Origin of the sequence: Bacillus coahuilensis m4-4 (assembly GCF_000171615.1) — a bacterium.
Lineage (GTDB): Bacteria > Bacillota > Bacilli > Bacillales > Bacillaceae_K > Bacillus_T > Bacillus_T coahuilensis.
Genome location: NZ_ABFU01000015.3, coordinates 1 through 19,135 on the forward strand (window position 1 = coordinate 1; position 19,135 = coordinate 19,135).

The 19,135-nt window shown below is 31.6% G+C and carries 17 protein-coding genes and 2 pseudogenes; 9 read left to right on the forward strand and 10 right to left on the reverse strand.

What is annotated here, in order from left to right; all coding sequences use genetic code 11:
* Window positions 1–675: 675 nt before the first annotated feature.
* The 7 genes from M44_RS03310 to M44_RS03340 all read right to left on the reverse strand — a co-directional run bounded on the left by M44_RS03310 (window position 676) and on the right by M44_RS03340 (window position 8,181).
* Window positions 676–1,590, reverse strand: coding sequence for a hypothetical protein (locus M44_RS03310; RefSeq protein WP_010170833.1), 915 nt, complete (start codon window positions 1,588–1,590; stop codon window positions 676–678).
* Between the two features lie 14 nt (window positions 1,591–1,604).
* Window positions 1,605–2,879, reverse strand: a complete 1,275-nt coding sequence (locus tag M44_RS03315; RefSeq protein WP_010170841.1) for an FRG domain-containing protein — start codon at window positions 2,877–2,879, stop codon at window positions 1,605–1,607.
* A 93-nt stretch (window positions 2,880–2,972) separates the two neighbouring features.
* Window positions 2,973–4,472 (reverse strand): ATP-binding protein, encoded by a 1,500-nt coding sequence (locus M44_RS03320; protein WP_010170843.1) that lies wholly within the window; start codon window positions 4,470–4,472, stop codon window positions 2,973–2,975.
* A complete protein-coding gene (locus tag M44_RS27605) occupies window positions 4,439–4,744 on the reverse strand; it encodes a hypothetical protein (RefSeq protein WP_010170845.1) in 306 nt (101 codons plus the stop codon). Before M44_RS27605 ends, M44_RS03320 begins: the two co-directional genes overlap by 34 nt.
* A 578-nt stretch (window positions 4,745–5,322) precedes the next feature.
* Complete coding sequence (locus tag M44_RS03330; RefSeq protein ID WP_010170847.1) at window positions 5,323–6,057, reverse strand: hypothetical protein; 735 nt, start codon at window positions 6,055–6,057, stop codon at window positions 5,323–5,325.
* Window positions 6,058–6,320: 263 nt separating this feature from the next.
* Window positions 6,321–7,916 carry a hypothetical protein gene (locus tag M44_RS03335; RefSeq protein ID WP_010170849.1) on the reverse strand — a complete coding sequence of 532 codons (1,596 nt, stop codon included), beginning with the start codon at window positions 7,914–7,916 and terminating at the stop codon, window positions 6,321–6,323.
* 19 nt (window positions 7,917–7,935) lie between these two features.
* The gene (locus M44_RS03340) at window positions 7,936–8,181 is read right to left on the reverse strand and encodes a hypothetical protein (RefSeq protein ID WP_010170852.1); all 246 of its coding nucleotides are present in this window, start codon (window positions 8,179–8,181) and stop codon (window positions 7,936–7,938) included.
* A gap of 626 nt (window positions 8,182–8,807) precedes the next feature.
* Between M44_RS03340 and M44_RS26745 the strand changes: the two genes are divergently transcribed.
* The 9 genes and pseudogenes from M44_RS26745 (at window position 8,808) to M44_RS19975 (ending at window position 14,361) form a co-directional block, all read left to right on the forward strand.
* Entirely contained in the window at window positions 8,808–8,975 is a 168-nt protein-coding gene (locus tag M44_RS26745) for a hypothetical protein (protein WP_010170856.1), read from the forward strand.
* Between the two features lie 52 nt (window positions 8,976–9,027).
* Entirely contained in the window at window positions 9,028–9,195 is a 168-nt protein-coding gene (locus tag M44_RS26750) for a hypothetical protein (protein ID WP_010170857.1), read from the forward strand.
* 14 nt (window positions 9,196–9,209) lie between these two features.
* Window positions 9,210–9,707 (forward strand): recombinase family protein, encoded by a 498-nt coding sequence (locus M44_RS03360; RefSeq protein WP_010170859.1) that lies wholly within the window; start codon window positions 9,210–9,212, stop codon window positions 9,705–9,707.
* Window positions 9,682–10,140: a hypothetical protein gene (locus M44_RS03365; RefSeq protein WP_010170861.1), complete on the forward strand. Its 459-nt coding sequence runs from the start codon at window positions 9,682–9,684 to the stop codon at window positions 10,138–10,140. The genes M44_RS03360 and M44_RS03365 overlap by 26 nt, the downstream gene beginning before the upstream one ends.
* Window positions 10,141–10,201: 61 nt before the next feature.
* Window positions 10,202–10,621: a hypothetical protein gene (locus M44_RS27745; RefSeq protein WP_010170863.1), complete on the forward strand. Its 420-nt coding sequence runs from the start codon at window positions 10,202–10,204 to the stop codon at window positions 10,619–10,621.
* 7 nt (window positions 10,622–10,628) lie between these two features.
* Window positions 10,629–12,188 (forward strand): recombinase family protein, encoded by a 1,560-nt coding sequence (locus tag M44_RS03375; protein WP_010170866.1) that lies wholly within the window; start codon window positions 10,629–10,631, stop codon window positions 12,186–12,188.
* 496 nt (window positions 12,189–12,684) lie between these two features.
* Window positions 12,685–13,123: pseudogene (locus M44_RS29755) on the forward strand (DNA cytosine methyltransferase); the annotation flags it as partial.
* A 496-nt stretch (window positions 13,124–13,619) separates the two neighbouring features.
* Entirely contained in the window at window positions 13,620–13,883 is a 264-nt protein-coding gene (locus M44_RS25820; RefSeq protein ID WP_237705194.1) for a DNA cytosine methyltransferase, read from the forward strand.
* Window positions 13,840–14,361 carry a DNA cytosine methyltransferase gene (locus tag M44_RS19975; protein ID WP_155814891.1) on the forward strand — a complete coding sequence of 174 codons (522 nt, stop codon included), beginning with the start codon at window positions 13,840–13,842 and terminating at the stop codon, window positions 14,359–14,361. Before M44_RS25820 ends, M44_RS19975 begins: the two co-directional genes overlap by 44 nt.
* 2 nt (window positions 14,362–14,363) lie before the next feature.
* On the opposite strand, the pseudogene M44_RS03390 reads toward M44_RS19975, so the two are convergent.
* From M44_RS03390 to M44_RS19980, 3 genes and pseudogenes are all read right to left on the reverse strand, one after another.
* Window positions 14,364–16,132, reverse strand: a pseudogene (locus M44_RS03390) (AIPR family protein).
* Window positions 16,129–17,157 carry a PD-(D/E)XK motif protein gene (locus M44_RS03395; protein ID WP_010170868.1) on the reverse strand — a complete coding sequence of 343 codons (1,029 nt, stop codon included), beginning with the start codon at window positions 17,155–17,157 and terminating at the stop codon, window positions 16,129–16,131. Before M44_RS03395 ends, M44_RS03390 begins: the two are co-directional and overlap by 4 nt.
* Entirely contained in the window at window positions 17,139–19,073 is a 1,935-nt protein-coding gene (locus M44_RS19980) for a Z1 domain-containing protein (RefSeq protein ID WP_050770870.1), read from the reverse strand. Before M44_RS19980 ends, M44_RS03395 begins: the two co-directional genes overlap by 19 nt.
* Window positions 19,074–19,135 lie beyond the last annotated feature (62 nt).

Consider the following 19,135-nt stretch of genomic DNA (forward strand, 5'->3'; position numbering starts at 1 on the left):
GAGTGATGATAAATGAACCAAAAAATATCACAAGATTTCCTATCACTCTATCGAATTCACCAACTAAATCTCCCATTACTAACGGAGCTCCCAACAATAACACTGTACCCGCAAAAACAAATAAAAGAAAGATACTTAAAAAACGCCCCACTATTACCGTCCCCTTCTATAAAACGTTCTTTTCTACTTTGACTATTTTTGACCATTCAATTCACACCCATTATTTCAAATTTGTAAAAATTAGGCAAGTTCCTATTTGCTATTATTTTGATTCTAATTTATTGATTTTGAAAATTAACAAGACATAAATATATCTGCAAAAAAATAAGATAGCCCAGAAATTTATTCGGGCTATCTCTATCGAACCTATTTTAGAATTAACTCTACCACACACTCAACATGGCTTGAGTAGTGATCGCAGGTACATTAATGTAGTAGTGTTTACCTTATTAAGTAATAGTCTTATTAACAAACTTACAAATGCAATATTACATCATGCCGCCCGTAAGCTTTGAGTGTGTAATATCGTTAACGAGAGGTGCAAAAAGCGCGGTAAATCGACGTTTTGGATATTGTTGGTTGTAATATCTTTAACGGGGATTTACCGTTTTTATGGGATTGCGTTAGCAAAATATTAGCATTGATTCACTCAATGTATTTAATAAATGATTAATTTTAATAATACCCTACCCAGTTGGGCTGATTATTTTTTGTTGCTTTCTCTACAGCATTAATCCAATTACCTATATCCTGTAGCTTAATTTCCAATTCCTTAATAGACATACTTGTAGAGTCCGCCGTTTTCCATAATGTTTCTAGAGCATATTTAACCCCATCATAAGGATATTGAATTGAATCATGGGCTAATATGCTAAAAAATCCGTCGCTTTTCTCGCCATTTAATGTCCCGTCTTTCGAACAATTTACATCATAAGATAAATGCTTAAAATTCCATCCAGTCATTGTTCTTTTTACAGAGTATATATCATCATGTCCCCATCTTGATGAATAAATTCTCAGCTTAATCGGTGAATTTAAATTAACATCTCCTTCTAAGCTGTCCCATGCTATTTCTCCATTTTCAAAAATTACTCTATATAAATCTTCAATTGTATGGAAGTGATTATAATATTCCTCAGTATCTTCTTCTGGTATTAGATCTGAGTTTATTATTGTTTGCTCTGGATATATGGGTAAATAAATCCAGTGCAACTTAGCTGCTATCTCTTTTGTTTTAAGTATAATCTCTTGAGCTTTCTCAGTGGGTTTAAAATTCATGTAGATATCTCTAATTTCTTCATAATTATCTTTTAATAATTGCTCAAGATCTTGTTTATCAGGGAAATAATCATCGTATTTAGAAGAATACTCTTCAAAATACTCTTTAACATTTTGGTTTATTGTGTATTTATCATTAACAGTATCAAAAAAATCATCGATAAATTGGATTATATCTGATCTTTTAAAAAATAATTTCTTATGAATTGCTTCTTCACTATAAAGCTGCTCTAATATTGCCTTTCCTTTAGATAGTGACACTTTGTATAATTTCACTTTTAAATTTCTTTTTCTTGCTTCTCTGTATTCCATACAAAATCCTCCATTTAATTAGAATACTTTTCTTTGATATATTTAGTCATTCCTTCTAAATCTGGATATACAGTACTACTATTTATCCCAACCTTATCTAACTCATTGATAATTACTCTTTTATGAGTAGCAGGAATAATTATCTTAATGTGTTGATCATGCTTTTGAATATCATTCATTACATGATCAAAAGATTTAATATTTCTAAACCTACTAATAGCCTCTTTTAATCCTTCCAAATCTATTTGATTTTCAGTTGCTATGGCGTTATACCCTTCAACCTGTTGGCATATAAGCTCCATAACCGATTCATCAATAGGGATTGTAATTTTATCAACGATCTGATCTAAATATCGATCAGGAACATTGCTATTATTTCTTTTGAGATAATCATTTAACATATATCTTAAAAAACTGTTCGCCTCACTATCGCTTGCTTCAAAACATGTAGAAAAGTATCCATCTTGTCTTTTTATTCTCTCATTAGAAAGTCTAGTTTTTATGAATTTATATTTTTTCTCAGAATCATATACCTTCGATAAGACGGGAAATATACCTTCTGTAATATCTGATTTATTTCCATACCTGTATTCTAAAAAAGATTGAATATCTTTATAAGTCCCAGAATCTACATCCAGTATTTCTGGACAATTCATCACAAAAACTATTCCGTCTTTACTTAATTCTTCACTACCACTTACACACGCAAAATAAATTGCGTTAAATATATTACCAGTCCAATCCACTAGCCTAGTAGGAATTCCATAATGCTGCATATCACAAGTTAATTGAATAAAATCTTCAGAATTAAACTGTTCGTGATTTATATGCCTAATCTCAGAATATAATAACGCTTCCTTATTTCCATCATACCCTTTTCTAAATAAACTACTTTCGATTTTCCACTCTCTATTCGCCTGCCCTCTAAATAGAAAATCATTATTATTTGAAACTATTATATTTGACACTTCCAAAGCTTCTTTTAAACTCCTGATATAGATTTCAATATTTTTAAAATCACTTTGTCCAATTTCTTTAATTTGATTCTCTGTTTCAAAGATATAACTATCCGAATTATTTAATACTTCATCAATTTTAAAAACTCTTGAAACCACTCTACATGATTTATATTCTGCAAAGCCTTCTATATACCCTAAAAAGCACTCTTTATCATCATTAGTAACCAATAGATAAAATGGAGGATCTTCCATTAACTCAAAATCTATAATTATATTATCGAATAATGTTGGCGTATTGCTAAAATTATATTTCATTATGTATTTAATCAATGGCTTTTATTCCTTTCATCAGAACTAATAGTATGAATAACACCTTTTTAATGTAGTAGATTTGTAATAAATGTTATTAGTAAAAAAGGCGAGTTATCTATTTTCTTTTCTCCATCTCATTATTACTTCTTCAAATGACGGTGTTCTCCAACTTTCTGACCATTTTTTATGAAATTTAATACTTTGTGATCTTGGTTCAGGGTTTGGTAAATCTAATTTAACTATACTCGGAATTGGAGTAGAATCCCCAACCACCAAGCACTCCCCCGCACCAAGAGTAGGAAGAATCTCTGATATAGAGCGAGAATTATCTGGTAGTAGATTCTTAATATAATTTTGGTCATTAATGTTTGTTAAACGCAGATTAATAAAATTATTACACTGAGAAAGAATTGTATCAGATACCTCAGAAGGTCTTTGACTTACAACCATCAAGCTCAAACCATATTTTCTCCCTTCCTTGGCAATTCTTTCTATTGATTTCTTCGCTGCTTTAAATTCAATACCTCCAGTTCGTGGAATATAATTATGTGCCTCTTCGCAGACGATCATGAATGGTATATCATTAAGTTCATCCTTTTGATGTTGTAGCTTAGAATAATGAAATGCAAAATCAAAAATAAGACGAGAAATTAAGCTGATTGTAATGCTTAAAACTTCAAACGGAATACCACTCAAATCAATAATTGAAACGTTTGATTTATCTAGATATCCCATAAATTGTTTCAAAATATCTTCAAAATGTTCAGTTTTATACTTAGAATTTTCTTCTACATCTTGATTTAATAACAGAAATTCCAACCGCTTATCTGTTAATTTGGTTTCAAATCTAGACAGGAATCTATTAAATTCTCCATTAAAAGGACCATTACTTGCTTTTGTTGCTTTTGAAGTATTAGAAGATGTGAATTCAAGTTTTTCATTAAAGTAAATATGGCGATTTTCAACAAGTTCCCCGTTGCTTAATTTTGGAAGGCTTGGCTCTCCTTCAATTTTATTGATTACTTCTTCATTCAAATTATATATATAATTAAAAACCTCATTAATATTAAAATAGACCGGAGAATCGTATGTAATTTTTTTAAATTCCGGATTATATTTTTCTTTATTCAAAACTACTGCTCGTTTAAATTGAGAGACTTGATTATGGGAATTTTGTTCGTTACTTTCTATAAATAACGTTTCTAATTCTTCCGAATTCATTAACCAGTATGGAAGCTTTAATTTTTCTACATCTAAGTAATTTAAGTTGAAATCTTCATTTTCATCAATTTCAAATGCTGATCTATATTCAGAATGAATATCAAAAATTATAATATGAGAATTCTTTTTATCCGATTTATTTATATTTCTAGCATCATTAATACCAACCACGTTTTGTAAAATTTTTGCTACCGCACAGGACTTACCTGATCCAGTAGAACCAACAACAGCAACATGTTTACTAAAAAACTTATCTCCATCTAATGTAAAGTTAACCTCTTCATTTTGTGCCAAGTTTCCCAAGTGAAATATTGTTTTTTCATTGTTAAATATTTTATTTAAAATATTATCTTCTACTAAGAAAACCGGTTCAGTAGGTGATGGAAGCATTGAATTACCTTGAAAAACTCTTCTCCTTTAAAAATCCCTACTGGTTGAACAGTAAGAATGAAAATATCTTCATCCTTATCCGTAGATATTTTGATATTTTGAATAACACATAATACAAAGTTATGGTTACCTTCTTGAATTTTTAAGTATTTTCCAATTTGCAATGCTGATTTAGCTTTTTCAAAAATCTTTAATGTGTCAATTTTCACTAAAATAGATTGAGGGGAACTTTCTATAACACTTCCAATTTTCATAGTAGTTTCCTTGTACATTATCAAATCTCCTTTACCATAGATAATAAGTATTTTAATTCCCTGAAATTATTTATTTCTAGATGTTCTATATTTACATCCGTTGTATCTAGTGCGCTAACGTCTATTCCCCCGATTATATATAAATCATCACATTTTTTATAATTGATACAATTTATTACCTCATCTGAATTACAAGAAATTTTCGCTTTAAATTCTACCCAGTTATCCCTAATTATTCTTTTAGGCTCTTTGATAAATTCTTTAAAGTAAAATGTGTCCCCGATATAGCCAGTAATAATTTGTATATTTCTTGAAACAAATCTTTTATGGTACTCTGATACTCTATTTACATCTGTTTTTAATATAAAACAAGGGGTTTCAGTATGTAATTTAATTTTTGAATTATATTTATCAAGATAGTCTTTTACAAAAAGAATGAATTCATCATCAAAGTTTTCAATATTATAGGGATTGATGATAAAATATCGTGATCTAGAATTTACATTTAAGGATGGTACTAGTTGATTTTTTCTTAATTTTTAATAATTCCTTACGGGTTAAAACTTCACTTGTCCATCTACTTATTGCAGTTTTTTTTATTTTTTATTCAAGTAATCTATTAATTTATTTTTACTTGTTATCCTTTTTTCAGCTTCAGAAAGAATACTAAGTTCAGCGATATACTGAATACTATTGGGATAGAACAAATCCTTAACGTCTTCAAATGAAAATCCCTCTGCCATTAATAATTTCTTTGTTTCATTCATTAATTCTTCATAAGAAAGACCTATTTCAAAAACGAAATGATCTTTTAGAAACTTATCAATGTCTACAGTTAGCTCTAATTCACTAGTTTCATAATATTTTTTTATTTTGGCTTTATCTTCTGAGGTTTTACTAGCTTTACCAAGTAAGTCCTTAATACTCTGTTCTTTGGGAGGCTTGATTTTCGATATATATTTACTAATATAATCAAAATTACTTGATGATAATATTTCCTCTATATGTAATTTCGTAATTTCTTTTACGCCTACTTTTTCATTAGGAAAATAAGCATATAAGACATATTTTAGGCTTAAAGTATTATTATCTAAAAAGTGGCACAACATTTGAAGAATAGGTTTATAAATATCTGATAAATTATGCCGAACTTTTGATTCGTGATACTTACATTGTATCGCATTTGTTGCATTACAATTTTTAACATCAATATCTTCTATTATTCCCTCTATTTGTATCTCATCTTTATCAGTACTACTCAAAATGGCATTTAAAGTTTTACTGAATTGGTACAAAAAACCTTTTATTGTATGGTCAGCCTCTCTACTCATCATGTCCTCCTATGAATGCATATTGTACTAATGCATTCTTTATTTGTTAACCATTAGTAACTTTAAATCTAACTACATTAATTTTACATCATTTCCTGAAATTACCCAATATTCGACATACTATTATATACTGCTCTTGAACAGCTTGATATTGATTTCTTATGTTTTAGGGATATCAATAAAAAAATGCTACAGGCTACATGAATTTCATTTAATAAAGTCATGTAACCTGTAGCATCTTCTGAAGATTTTCACATCAATATTTAATCTGTTTGGCTAACATACTTTCTGATTTCTGTCATTATCGCCTCATCATTTATGTATTGCACAATTCTTTGGGTAAGCAACTTATTTTCAAACATAGCTTTACGAATATCCGAATGAGATCTCACATATTTAAGATCATTCGCATCATCAATTATTACCTTCACCAGTAAAACTTGTACCAGAAGAGGATCATCTGTCCTATCAATCCATTGCCACGCTTGTTCGGTTAAAATCATATTATATTTTTCATTAACAAACGCAGCCAAAATAAGCTTTAGTTTTTCTAAAGGTACAGAGATAAATTCCTTTAAAGCCCCTTCTCCTTCTCTGTTTAAGAATGTCTTAATACTATAGGCGATTGCTTTTAATGTTAATTCTTGTTCATCAGTTAATATAATAGTGTCACCGTCAAAGTATAGAAAAGCATCCTCGTCAGCTAAATACATTTTGTCTTCAGTGGAAGCTTCTGAAATTTCAAGAGCTGGACGAATTTGATTATTGAAGGCCAATAATTGTTCTTCTATTTTAGATATCTCTTGTTTTAATAATGATTCAATTGCACTTGCTGAATCAGGTAAATACTCACCTAAAATTTTCACAGCATCAGTTAACGGGATATATGTTTTTATCTCCCTGCCAGCAAACATCATATCCAACATTACTGAACCGAACTGCCATTCAACTATTTCGGGATGACCTGAAACTTTAGCAAATAAGTCTAAAAAGGAGAACTTTTCTCTTGGCAAGCAGACCCATGTTCGGGCAATGGCTCTAATTACTTCTGAATCAGAAAACTGCGGTCCATATTTGGGTTTACATATGATATCAAGTAAATTATTTAAATCAGCCGTTGTATTAATGAAATAAATTAACAATTTCAATGCGCCAAGCTGGTTAGGAGAAGAATATGCTTTTAATTCATTGCCTAACCAATCCAAAAAGGTAGTTCTAGAGAGGCAAGTATAAATAATCTTAAACTTTTCTTCTTGGTCAGCAATCATCCATTTATTAATGAATTGAACCTGTTCCATTTCATTATTAAGATGCGTTGTTCTGGAAAGTAACTTGTCAACATCTACTCTTACTGGAATTTCGATTGGTGATGACAGATATTGATCAGCCCATTGTTTTGCCTTCACACATTGATTATAATCGATATTGCCACTCACCAAACTTTTATTTGGCAAGCGGCTCTCAATCAACATTGCAATTGCCAAAATGAACAGATGATATTCATAGCCCTGTGTTTTAGAATTAAAAACATCAGTCTGTAACCGGTCCTCTTCAAACAAAATATCTTTTTGGCTGCTTTCTAATTTAGCTGATTGATAATGACTGATATCCCTATACAAAGTAAAATTTTCTGCAAATCTTTTACTTTGTAAATCCCCTCTAATAACCCAATGTCGTTCTTGACCTATTTTTTCAAAAGCCTTCACATAGATTGGCAGCTCATATCCAAAAAATTCCCGTTCAACAACATCTGCAAAAGGAAAGGCATTTACTAACTTTAAACTTTCATCATAAACTTGATCCCAATCTAAAATAGATATACTATTAGGTATTATAGATAGATTAATATACGTTCCCACTTTTAAATCTCCTTAACTCTTATAATCTATTTTGGGGCATTGATTTTTCTTTTATTTTTTTGTCAGTCATTGGGGATACTAAGATACTAAGACCAAATTCCCCGTAATCCCACATCACAATCCAAGGAAAAGTTCCCTCTGGCAAAATAAAATCCCTTTCTTCTAAGGGTTTAATTGGTTCCTTTTTAGCAACGCATCCATGAGATAAAGTGGCAGGATGAATTTTTACTAATCTACCCGTGTCATTAAAATAGACTAATTTCATTAAAGTAACACTCCTTTTATTCGATTAATTTCCTAGCCTTGCAAAGCTCTCCTTTTATGTCTTGAATTAATGATATTTCCTTCCAATTTATTCGTTAACAATAATAGCCAGTAAAAATTAATATTATTCATACGGTCTTAGGTTTTTATTTTATTGAAATAACAGGTATAACATTTTTTAAAGTTGAACACCCTAGAATCGTTAGTGCAATTTGTATGTCAAAGAAAAGAAGAAGTGCCATTGTGCATTTCTTCTTTTCCTTAATTGATAAAAAAATCTAATAAATTTAAGATTTGCTATTAAAACGACAAAAACTCCAAGATATAATGATTCCTGATTAACCGGTTAAATCAAATTTTAATAAAGTAACCAAACAAGCGAAGCCCGCAGGTTACATGATGTTATCTAATTGGATAACCATGTTCTGCGGGCTTTTTGTATTTGGATTTAGAAAACAACACGAAAAAGAGGAAGGAGGGCAATATTTATGCAAGGCAAAAAGGAGAACCTAGATACCGCGAAAAACACCAAGCTTGATCTCAAGGTAATCTATGATATTTGCGAAGAATATGGCATTTCAAAAGAGATTATATCTATTTTCACACTATTTGAAAGGAGAATAAAGAATGAACAATATAATACAAGAACTTAATCTTCCGGGTGGAAATACTCGACCGGTTGTATTTATCCGTAGGTCTAAGTCCGTTTCTACACCAGCTAAGGAAGTTGAGATTCAACTAGAGTTAGACCTATTAAAAGAAGTAGATTCTGATACTGCTAAGAAGAAGGAATAAAAATGATACTTCCTGTTCATAATGGTGACATCATTGAACAGGAGGGATACTTTTGACAAAACCCAAAGTAATGAGCATCACATATTCTGAAGAGATGCCCGAAGAATCATCCATCTTATTATATAGGCTGATTGAAAAATTGATTTTAGAATCGTTGCCAACTGATCCCCATCTAATAGGACTTTTCTTAAAGGGGTCTTTAGATGAATTTAAAAAATAGAAAAGGAGTAAACGGTGAAGAGAAATATGAATAGAACCATTATAAAAACAATTACAGGTGAATATAAACGTACTAGTTCTGGAGGACAAGACCTTGAATTGCAAACTAGCTCAAACATGGAATATTTAAATGATATTCCCTCTGATGCGAAATTAACTTTTACTGATTTTGATGTATCAGCAACAAAACTCACAATGGACGAGAGGCCCGCTCTTATGAGAATGATAAAACTGATTGAACAGGGGCGTATTAACCGGGTTGTGGTGTATGAACGGGATCGACTTGCAAGAAATGTATATGAATATATTTATATTGTGAAAATTTTCTACGAGTATAAGGTGGATGTAATTTTTACAGCTTCAGATGCTCCATCCTTTTCAAATGATTTGTTTTTAGAGACATGGTATGGCTTGTCAGCACAATTTGAAGGAAGTAGAATCTCGACTCGCTTATCTGATGCTAGAAAGAGAAATCCCTCATCAATGATTGGATTTAATAAAAAAAATAATTAAACATCAAAAAGGACAGTCGCAACGTTTCTATACACCAGATCCGAAAAATAAAGATGCGTTGTTTAATTTGTTTACAGAATTCGCAGAGGTTAAAAGTCGGGAACAAATTTTTGAAGTTCTCATGAAATATCGAGCCTTACTCGATAGAAATGAATTTAGATTGCTTGATATTCTCAGCACCCCCTTCTTTGCTGCACATTATGAAGGGCCAGATGGGACATATCATAAATTAACCAATGTCGAACCTATTATCCCAATCAAACTTTTCAATGACGTTCAAGTTAAGCTAGATGAATTTGAACACGGACTTAACCACGGAATCTCGTTATCACAAAAATCAGCATATATCACACCAATCTGCTGTAAATGTCAAAACGAGTTAAAATTACAAAAAAGGGAAAATTGGGGAATCAGGAACATATTATTGCTCTAAACATAAAAAGTACTCCATTAGTGTTACGGAACTTCATGAAACAATCTTAGAGTCGCTTAAATTGGAGCTTTGTAAGATTAACTTTGAGTCAATCCAAAAAATTACGCATAAGGCAATTAATAGACATATCCAATATCAACAAAAAGACTTTGACGAAACTTACTCAACTCTTGAAACTTATTGCATCAAATTTTCTCTGCTTCATAAACCTACTGATGACCTATTAACTGTAAATAGGGCTATGAATCAAATTTATCAGTTAAAAGAAAAGTTGTCTAATATAGAAAATCAGATAGTTGCCCTTCAGACTGTGAAGGGAGAAGTCAAGGCACTGAATGAGATTGTTACTTCAAAGCTGACTAATTTAACGGAGAAACAATACTTTGATTTAGCTGATTTATTAATTTCAAATGTTCAAGTACACGATGACTATGTACTGCTATCTTACTTTTTTAATGATTTCTTTGAGAAGGGAGCTTAACGAAAAGATGTCGCCAATAAATGAAAAACTTTTAAAAGATGCTATAGGCATTGCTAGAAGATCAGACATTAAACAACAACATAATGCTTCTATCGAAACACAGTCAGAAGAAATTCGAATACGTGCATCACGTGAAGGCTATAGGATTGTTGAAATATTTATTGATGATGCAAATAGTGCTTATCATAAAGTTGTCACAAGAAGAAAGGCGATGACCGACTTATTAGACGCCGCTCTTTCGCAAGACCTAAATATTGAAGCAGTATTTTTCTACGAAGAATCGTGTGTCTCAAGACAATTCTTTGATTTCACCTTATTTATTCATGATGTAATAAAAAGGGATAAGCCCCATATGAAATTTTTCTCTACCTGTACTTTCGGGGAATGGGATCCTTATAAAGTAGAATCAATTATTAAATTTGCAACAGCTGCAAGTGAATCTGTCAGTAAGTCAAGGCGAGCAAAAGATGGTCAAAAAAACGCATTGGCAAAAAAGGAACGCCCCGGATCTAATACACCTTTTGGCTATAAACTTTACTTCCCTAATGCAGAAGGTACAGCTAACAACCCAAATCACATTAAAGGCGAACAAGTTCTTCACGCTGATGCTGCAATGATTGTATTGTTCATCTTTTACCTTGCTTCATGGGGGCATAGTCAAAAAAGTATTGCCGACTTATTAAACGAAGCAGGTATTACCTCTCCCAAAGGAAAAGAATGGAGTAGCGGAACAATAGATTATATCTTGGATAATGACCAGTATCTAGGTCATTTACCTTGGAATATTCGAGTAAGCCGTAATACTAGTCGAAAAAAGCAACGCGGCGAGTACACTCTTATTTTTCATCATCATGAGCCAATCATTAATGTTCGCTTATGGAATCTAACTCATCAAACCATTGAACTCCATAAACGGAATGGTAAGAATAACAGTTCTTCCTTCTTCCTAAGAGGGCTTCTTTGTTGTCAAAAGTGTAATGAGGTTTTGATTCCAAAAAATGAGACTCCACAGCACTCAAAACGAACCTATTTAGTTTATCGATGTACTTCTTGTAAAAATAAGCTAGTAATGGAGGATATCCATAATGTAATTCTAAAAGAACTATCTTCCAAATGGTATGTAATGTTAGCAAACATGGAGCAAAATATTGTGAAACTAATTTCTAAAAGAAAATCAAAGATTGAACAACATCGAAATTCAATTAAAGAACAGTTACAGATGATCACCTTTAAGGAAGATTTCTTGGTTGACTCTCCTGAAAAGGTTACTCAAAATAGTGATTGGGACTTTATATTATCAGTTAGTAAAACCAAATTAAATAGAGAACTATCTAAAGCAAATACATTTATTGAACACATCAATTTATTAGAAGAAGGGCAAAACTCAAACAAGTTGTTCTCATTATTAAAGCTAAATAACCTGAAAGAAGCAGAAATTCGAACACTACTGTTAACATTATTTAAAAGAATTAATGTTGACTTTGAGAAAGGCAAACTGCTTTATGTAGATTATAAGTTAGCTCCTTTTGCTGAAATTGATCAATATTTTGAAACCATCAATCAATAGATGTGCTACTATTTATTACGCTTAGCTTTTATGCTAGGCGTAAATTTTTTCAGTAACATCGTACTTGGTATGTTACCGAATACCTAGTGGAATCACTTGGTATGTTACCGAATGAACCACTTAATGTAAATCAACTGAACATAACTTAATTGACCAAAACCCTTGATATCAAGCATATTCGGTGGTTATAATTCTGCAACCTAACCAGAACAGGATACTGTTCATATCATGTTACCGAATAGATTATTATCATTCTTGACAGGTTACCGAAAAGTTAAACACATATATTAGGATCTTTAAAATTCTATTCAAAAAATGCAGGGGTAGTTTATCAATCCTCCCGTTTATTAAGCAGTTTTTTATGCAATCAGGACGGTTTCTTATTTTCCACTATCATCAATTTTTATCCCTTTAGCCCTATCTGCTAAAAATAAATTTACTAAATACAAATTTTGTGGCTGCACAAATCGACTAATTTAATTTATAATTGTATAATATGGTCTTTATTAAATTTGAAGGTGGAGTAGATGGAAAATATAAAGTTTTAGACTTATTTGCCGGAGCTGGAGGATTAAGTCTTGGATTTAGCCAAACTGGTAGGTTTGAAACTGTAATGGCTGTAGAAATTAATGAAAATGCAGCTAAAACATATACTCAAAACCATAAAATCAAAGTTAATACCCAAGATATTAGAAGTATAGATTTTAGTGATTACAAAAAATTTCCGAAACTTAGAGATGTTTCCGTAATAATTGGCGGACCTCCCTGTCAAGGTTTTTCGAACGCAAACCGTCAGAAGAGCGAGTTGTTTTCGAATAATAACCTTTTAGTTAAAGAATTTATAAGAGCAATAAAAGAAGTCCAGCCAAATTCATTTGTAATGGAAAATGTGAAAACTATTAGTTCAGATAAACACAAATTCTTCGTAACCAATGGTGAACTAGAAGAAATAGCTTCAATTGGTATTCAAATTAAAGAGGAAGATCTCTTTATCGGCAACTCGGAATTTCTTAATGAACAGCTTATGAACTTATATAATGGAAAAAAAATTTCATGTTCGTTTGCAAATACCAACTTGATCGCTAAACTCAAATCCCTTGTTAGATATGCGAATAAACACAAAAGTGTTAAAGGTTTTATTGATAAAAATTCCAGTTTCTTTAATCGTTATATTCCAAATTGGAATCAACATTTTAACACTTACGAATACGAAGAACTAAGAGATCTTATAAGTAATTTTAAATTAGTTCTTGAATCTAATACAAACAACGAAGACTGTTCTTCAACCTTACTAGCCCAAGCAAAACAAATTATAGAGATACACAATATAACATTAATTTTCAAAGAAATTGTTGAGAAAAAATTGAATGTTCAACTGCATTTACTAAGAAGGATAAAGGAATTTTTGTTAAGGGTTATACCTTTACCGTTATCGATTATTTACTAAAAACCTTTGAGTCCCTTGGTTATCTATTAGATTATGATGTATTAAATTCTGCTCATTTTGGGGTTCCTCAAGAAAGAAACCGATATTTTATTATTGGTCATAAGGATTCGCAACCCTCACTTCCTACTTCAATTTTATCTGAGGAAGAGTTTTTTAATATTGGACACGCTATTGAGGATCTTGAAGAACTCCAGCCTAGTTTTAATGCAACAGATAATTCACAAATTAAAAAGAACCAAAACGTTTGACCATCCATTAAATAAATATCTTAACGCAGATATTGAGTTACTATCTAATCATGTAGTTACACAATCAACAAAAACCGCACTTAAAAGATTTGAAAGTCTTACTCCCGGTCAAAATTTTCACGATTTAGACGATTCATTGAAATCTACTTATACCGATACTAAAAGAACTCAAAATACAATCTATAAAAGATTAGATTATAAGGATGTTTGTAATACCGTTGTAAATGTACGAAAATCTATGTGGATACATCCTATTAAAAATAGAGCGATTAGTATCAGAGAGGCAGCTAGATTGCAATCATTCCCTGATGACTATATTCTTATCGGTACAAAAGATTCTCAATATCAACAAATAGGAAATGCAGTTCCACCACTACTGGGTAGAGCAGTAGCCGAGCAGTTACTGTCTAGTCTTAATGATAAGCCACAAAGGTCGTTAATGCAGCTATTCAATAAACAAAAAGAAGCAGTTCACTAAAATTAATGAACTGTTTCTTTTATATGTTCCTTTATGTCAGCGTATTGCTCATCAACAAATCTTTCCCAACATTCTTTTCTCTTACACCATTGAGTTACATTAGTCCCAGCTACAGGCGGGTTGGTAATATGTTTCCAAGTATATGAGGCAATGATTCTCAAGTTATTTTGAAGCTCAAAACTGATACTTTGTTGTTCCCATATTTTTAGAAAATCTAACTTCTCTTTATAAATGTAAGATAACATCGAGATAGTATATGTTATTACATTTGCTTTGTAACCGGGAAAATCTAATTCTTTAATTATCTTGTCGCAGGTATTAAATAGTATCCCTTTTGCCACTGTTTCTTTAAAGAATACTGACTCTACATTAATACCTTTTTCCTCTAAAAGACTGATAAAAGCTTCAAAGTTTGTCTCTCCACCCTTACTAACAATGTGAGGACTTTGGTTCCACGACATATAATATTTAGCAATATTCGTTTTACTCAGTACCTTATTTTTGGGTATTTTCTTTTTTGAAAAGCTTTCTTTTTGGCTGGTGTAGTTTGTCTATTCACTTCTACTAGATATTGTCCCCTTGCCCTCTCAAAAAACCATTTAGAGCTTGATTTAGTACCATCACTTGACGGAATCCATGTAGTTCTCGAAATAGTTTCTAAATGTATTAAGCTAGGATGATTTGCTTTTAAATCTGACATTGAGATTTTATTTTGTGTGTTTGCATATTCAGAAATCTTCGCTGTCATATTATTCAATCCAATATCCGATTGCACTACTGTTAACTTTACTTGAACAAAGACATCTGATAAATCAATGCCTTCTTTTAGTGCATGAAAAACTGAAGCAGTTGTTTGACCACCGTTAACGATTTGCCATCCTTTAAACTCTTTAACTTTAAAAAGGTTAGAACCTTCAGAGGCTACTTCTAATATCGCAGCTTCTGCAACGGTTGAAATACCGTTATTATAGGCCACAAACATTTCCTTATTTTTTCTAAGAGTGTCTCTTATTCCTCTATTAACATTTCCCCTTGCTTGTAAGAAAGACCGCACATTTCTTTCAATAAGGCGTTGTCCCCACACTTCATAAGACATCGCTAATAAATCGGCCGGTATAAAACCCATATAACAATCGAAATGAACATTTTCATTGTTTGGAACTTTTATTAGCTCAAAAGTTTTTCCAAATTGTATTTCAAAATTGATTTCAATATTATCTAGGCCTTGCGTTTCATTGATCAACTGGTAGAGTCTTTCAATATCCCAAATTTGATATTTAACCTTCAGTCCCTTTACTTCTGGGAGTATAATTCTCTCATTCGCCTTATATAAATTGTTTGTAAGCATGAAAAACTCAACAGATTTGATTGATTTACCATGTTGCTCAAAAATAAGCTGAGCTAGTGGGTAATCTTCTGCTGTTTCTTCCATTTCATTTTTCATACCTGATATAGATTTAGAATAATACTTAACAACTCTTCTCAGAGTTTTTTCAACATTAGCCTTACTAATGGTTTTGCCAAATTTGTACCTATCATATTCTGCTATAAAAATACTTAGAGTTTCTTGTTCCTCATTAAAAGAATAAGCATTAACTTTCAACCCTTGACCAGACTTTTGACCAAAACTCAGCTCTATATCTGTGATAATTCCATTTTCCGAAAGATATTCTCCCATCTTTTCTACAAATACCTGCTCTGAATTTGAAGCATTATCATATTGACTATCTATCTCTTCAATAAATGTAGCAATAAAATCTTCTAGTTTCATTGAATGACTTCCTTTACCTTATAAAGAACTTGTTCTTCCTTAATTTGAAATGAATTGCAACTATCTAATGAAAGCTGATATTTAACATTTAAGATACCTAAAGGTAATATGCTTTTTGTGATTCTAGGAAACTCGTCTTCAACTGAAAAATAGAAGGTATCCTTGACGATAAATTTTACTAATTTTTCCTTATTTAAGTTGAGTTCAATAATACCACAAGTAAATAACTTATTATTAAATTCATGTAATACATCAGGATAATCATTGAGTAAAAGCTTAATATCATTAATCGTATCTAATATAGTAACACCTAATCTATTAGACTTTTCAAGCATAATACAATAAAGATATAACTCTAGCTCTTGAGATGTCTCCAATTGGTCCTCAGCACTTATTGTTACCCTATATGGTTTTCCAGCACTTGATGTTTTTATTTCAATTCCAACATTGCCAATCTGAAAATCAACTTTTTCCTTATCTACACCATACCAAGATGAAATTATACTTCTTGGGCTACTTGTCGATTTTAGCGCTTGATAGATGAATATAAGTTCACCTAACAGCCCCTGTTGTTGCTGTTCTGACATTCCAGTTGTACTGTTCTTGGAAAAAAATGCCTTCCACTTAAATAAAACCTTTTTTAATCTAGATTGAAGTTGGTTTAGATTAATTGAATCAATAATGAATTCTAATATATCTCCAACAAGGTATTCGAAAATTTCATTAGCAATCAAATCCTGCTGTTCAAAAACTAAGAACCAACCATCCTTGTTTGTAATTGGATTAAACATCTTTTTTTGATATATATTGATACCCTTCCAAGTCGGAAATTTATCAACTGTATCCTTTTCTATTATTCTGGTTAATCCTAAGAGAAGAAGCCTCTTGTGTTCCGTGTTTATTGCAAGGAAAATAGATGTAAAGCCAAGATCTTTTATGAGTCTTGCCTTTAACTGCGATTCTAGCAATACACCAACTGAAACACTATTATCTATCTCTTTATATGTTAATCCAATTCGTTCCAATCTTCTTCATCCTCAGCAAGTGAACTATTAACAACATAGTCAACCTCAGTATTTTCACTATTACTTTCAGGGAAAGATATCGCAAAACCAAATGGTTTATTCCCTTGATTGAATGTGTACTTATCAAGCGGTTCATGACGTAAAGGGTACAGGATCAGTAAACCATTTTTAGGATTACGTATGGATCTTGCCTTTTTGGAGGCAGCCTTTTTGTTTCGTTTACCCTTTTCTAGATTAAGAATATTTTGAGCATCCTTGTATTGATCATCATTATAGTCATAAAATTCATGTCCAGCAGAAGTTAGAGTCTTTATTGATGTAAAGTCTATTCTCCCCTTTGTTTCTATCCCTGTACGCCTAATACCCTCTCCTAGTTTTAAATGAGCAAACTCAGTTTTATCTTCGCCAACATTAATTAGAACAACCGTCCAATTTAAAAGTTCATGTTCCTCTGCTCTCTTTTCTATATATTTAGACAAGCTTTTGCTGTTTGCCCTAGACGCAGATGACACGGTTTGATATTCTTCTAAAAAATTTACTATCTGTTCATACCCTACACGTTCCCAGTAATAGTGATTATTTTTCCCGGAATTCACCCTTAAATCTGGGGTATATCTCTTTGTATACTTATCTTGAATACTTGATACCAGCCTTGATACTGCATCGAAATTTTTCTTGTGAAAGTCACTATTGTTTATAGGAAACACGGTTGTCTGGATCAATTCATTGCTATAGTCCACTTTTATTTGTTTGGCCGAACGCATTTTCAGGGTACTTGTAATATACATATCTGGATGGGACAGTACCTTTAGTAAGAATTCATTTGGCGTTGCTTTTATCTCTGCCATATAATCTAATTGACCTCTAAGTTCCTCTGTTGCGGATGCGATGTGCTGGAACCAAGAGATAATTTCTCCTGTTGTATAAATTCTGCAAACATCCATGTAATTCTGTCTATATCCAAACCATCTTCCCATCTGCATAAGGGTATCGTACATTTTGCTAGCTCGTAAATAATAACTGACCGTCAATCCTTCTAAAGTTAAACCTCTTGATAACTTGTCTCCACCAATTGCAATAACGTTTAAACCAGTTTCTTTGTAATCGTTATATTCTAGCGAATCTTTACTATTACCGTTAATCTCTTTTATCTTAATAGAGTTAATAGTTGCATTCAACTCTTGTTCCGCTATTTCCCAAGTAATGCTATTCTCTAGATTACTATCGAAATGATTTGGGAATTTCCCCCTTATTTCCGCTAACTTTTCAGAATTATATTCAGAATCAAAAAATGATTTTATTCCTAAATAATGTGGGCCTAATTTATTGCTATGTTTAACATCATTTTTTATCTCTCTTATCTCTTCTACAACTAAATCTTTCACTCTCTTCTGAACATCTTTAAACCTAGTTGTATGGATTAACATTGAGTTATGAACATTTATTTGGCCTCTTAATTTTCTAATAGTAGTTGCAATTATAAATGCATATATACTCTCTACTAATGAAGTGGGTAGAATACAAGGTTCATGATCTTTTTTATGTTTAAACGGTAGAAATTCTTCATGGTAATCTATCTCTTTTATTAATGGTGGTTTAGAAGATACTTCATCCTCCGAATCCAATAAGAAAAATTCTGATGGGCCAACATAATTCGAAGGTTTCGGTAGGTTAATAATAAAATCTTTAGGAAATAAATCTTCACCATGTTGATTGGTTGAACCATATTGGTTAATAAAGATATTTGCAAAGGGAGTCGCAGTATAACCAACGTATGCTCTTTGTTCAAAGGTATTGTATATATCTCTAATATACATATTAATCTTAGATGGGTCATAGTCAGGTATCAAATCACCATTCTCATCATAGATGTCTGCAGTATTTACGGATGCCTGATCCGCTTCATCGTCTATCATAAGAAACGGTATATTCGGTACTGTCTTAAACGAAGCATTAGGATCACTCAGTCTAGCTAAGG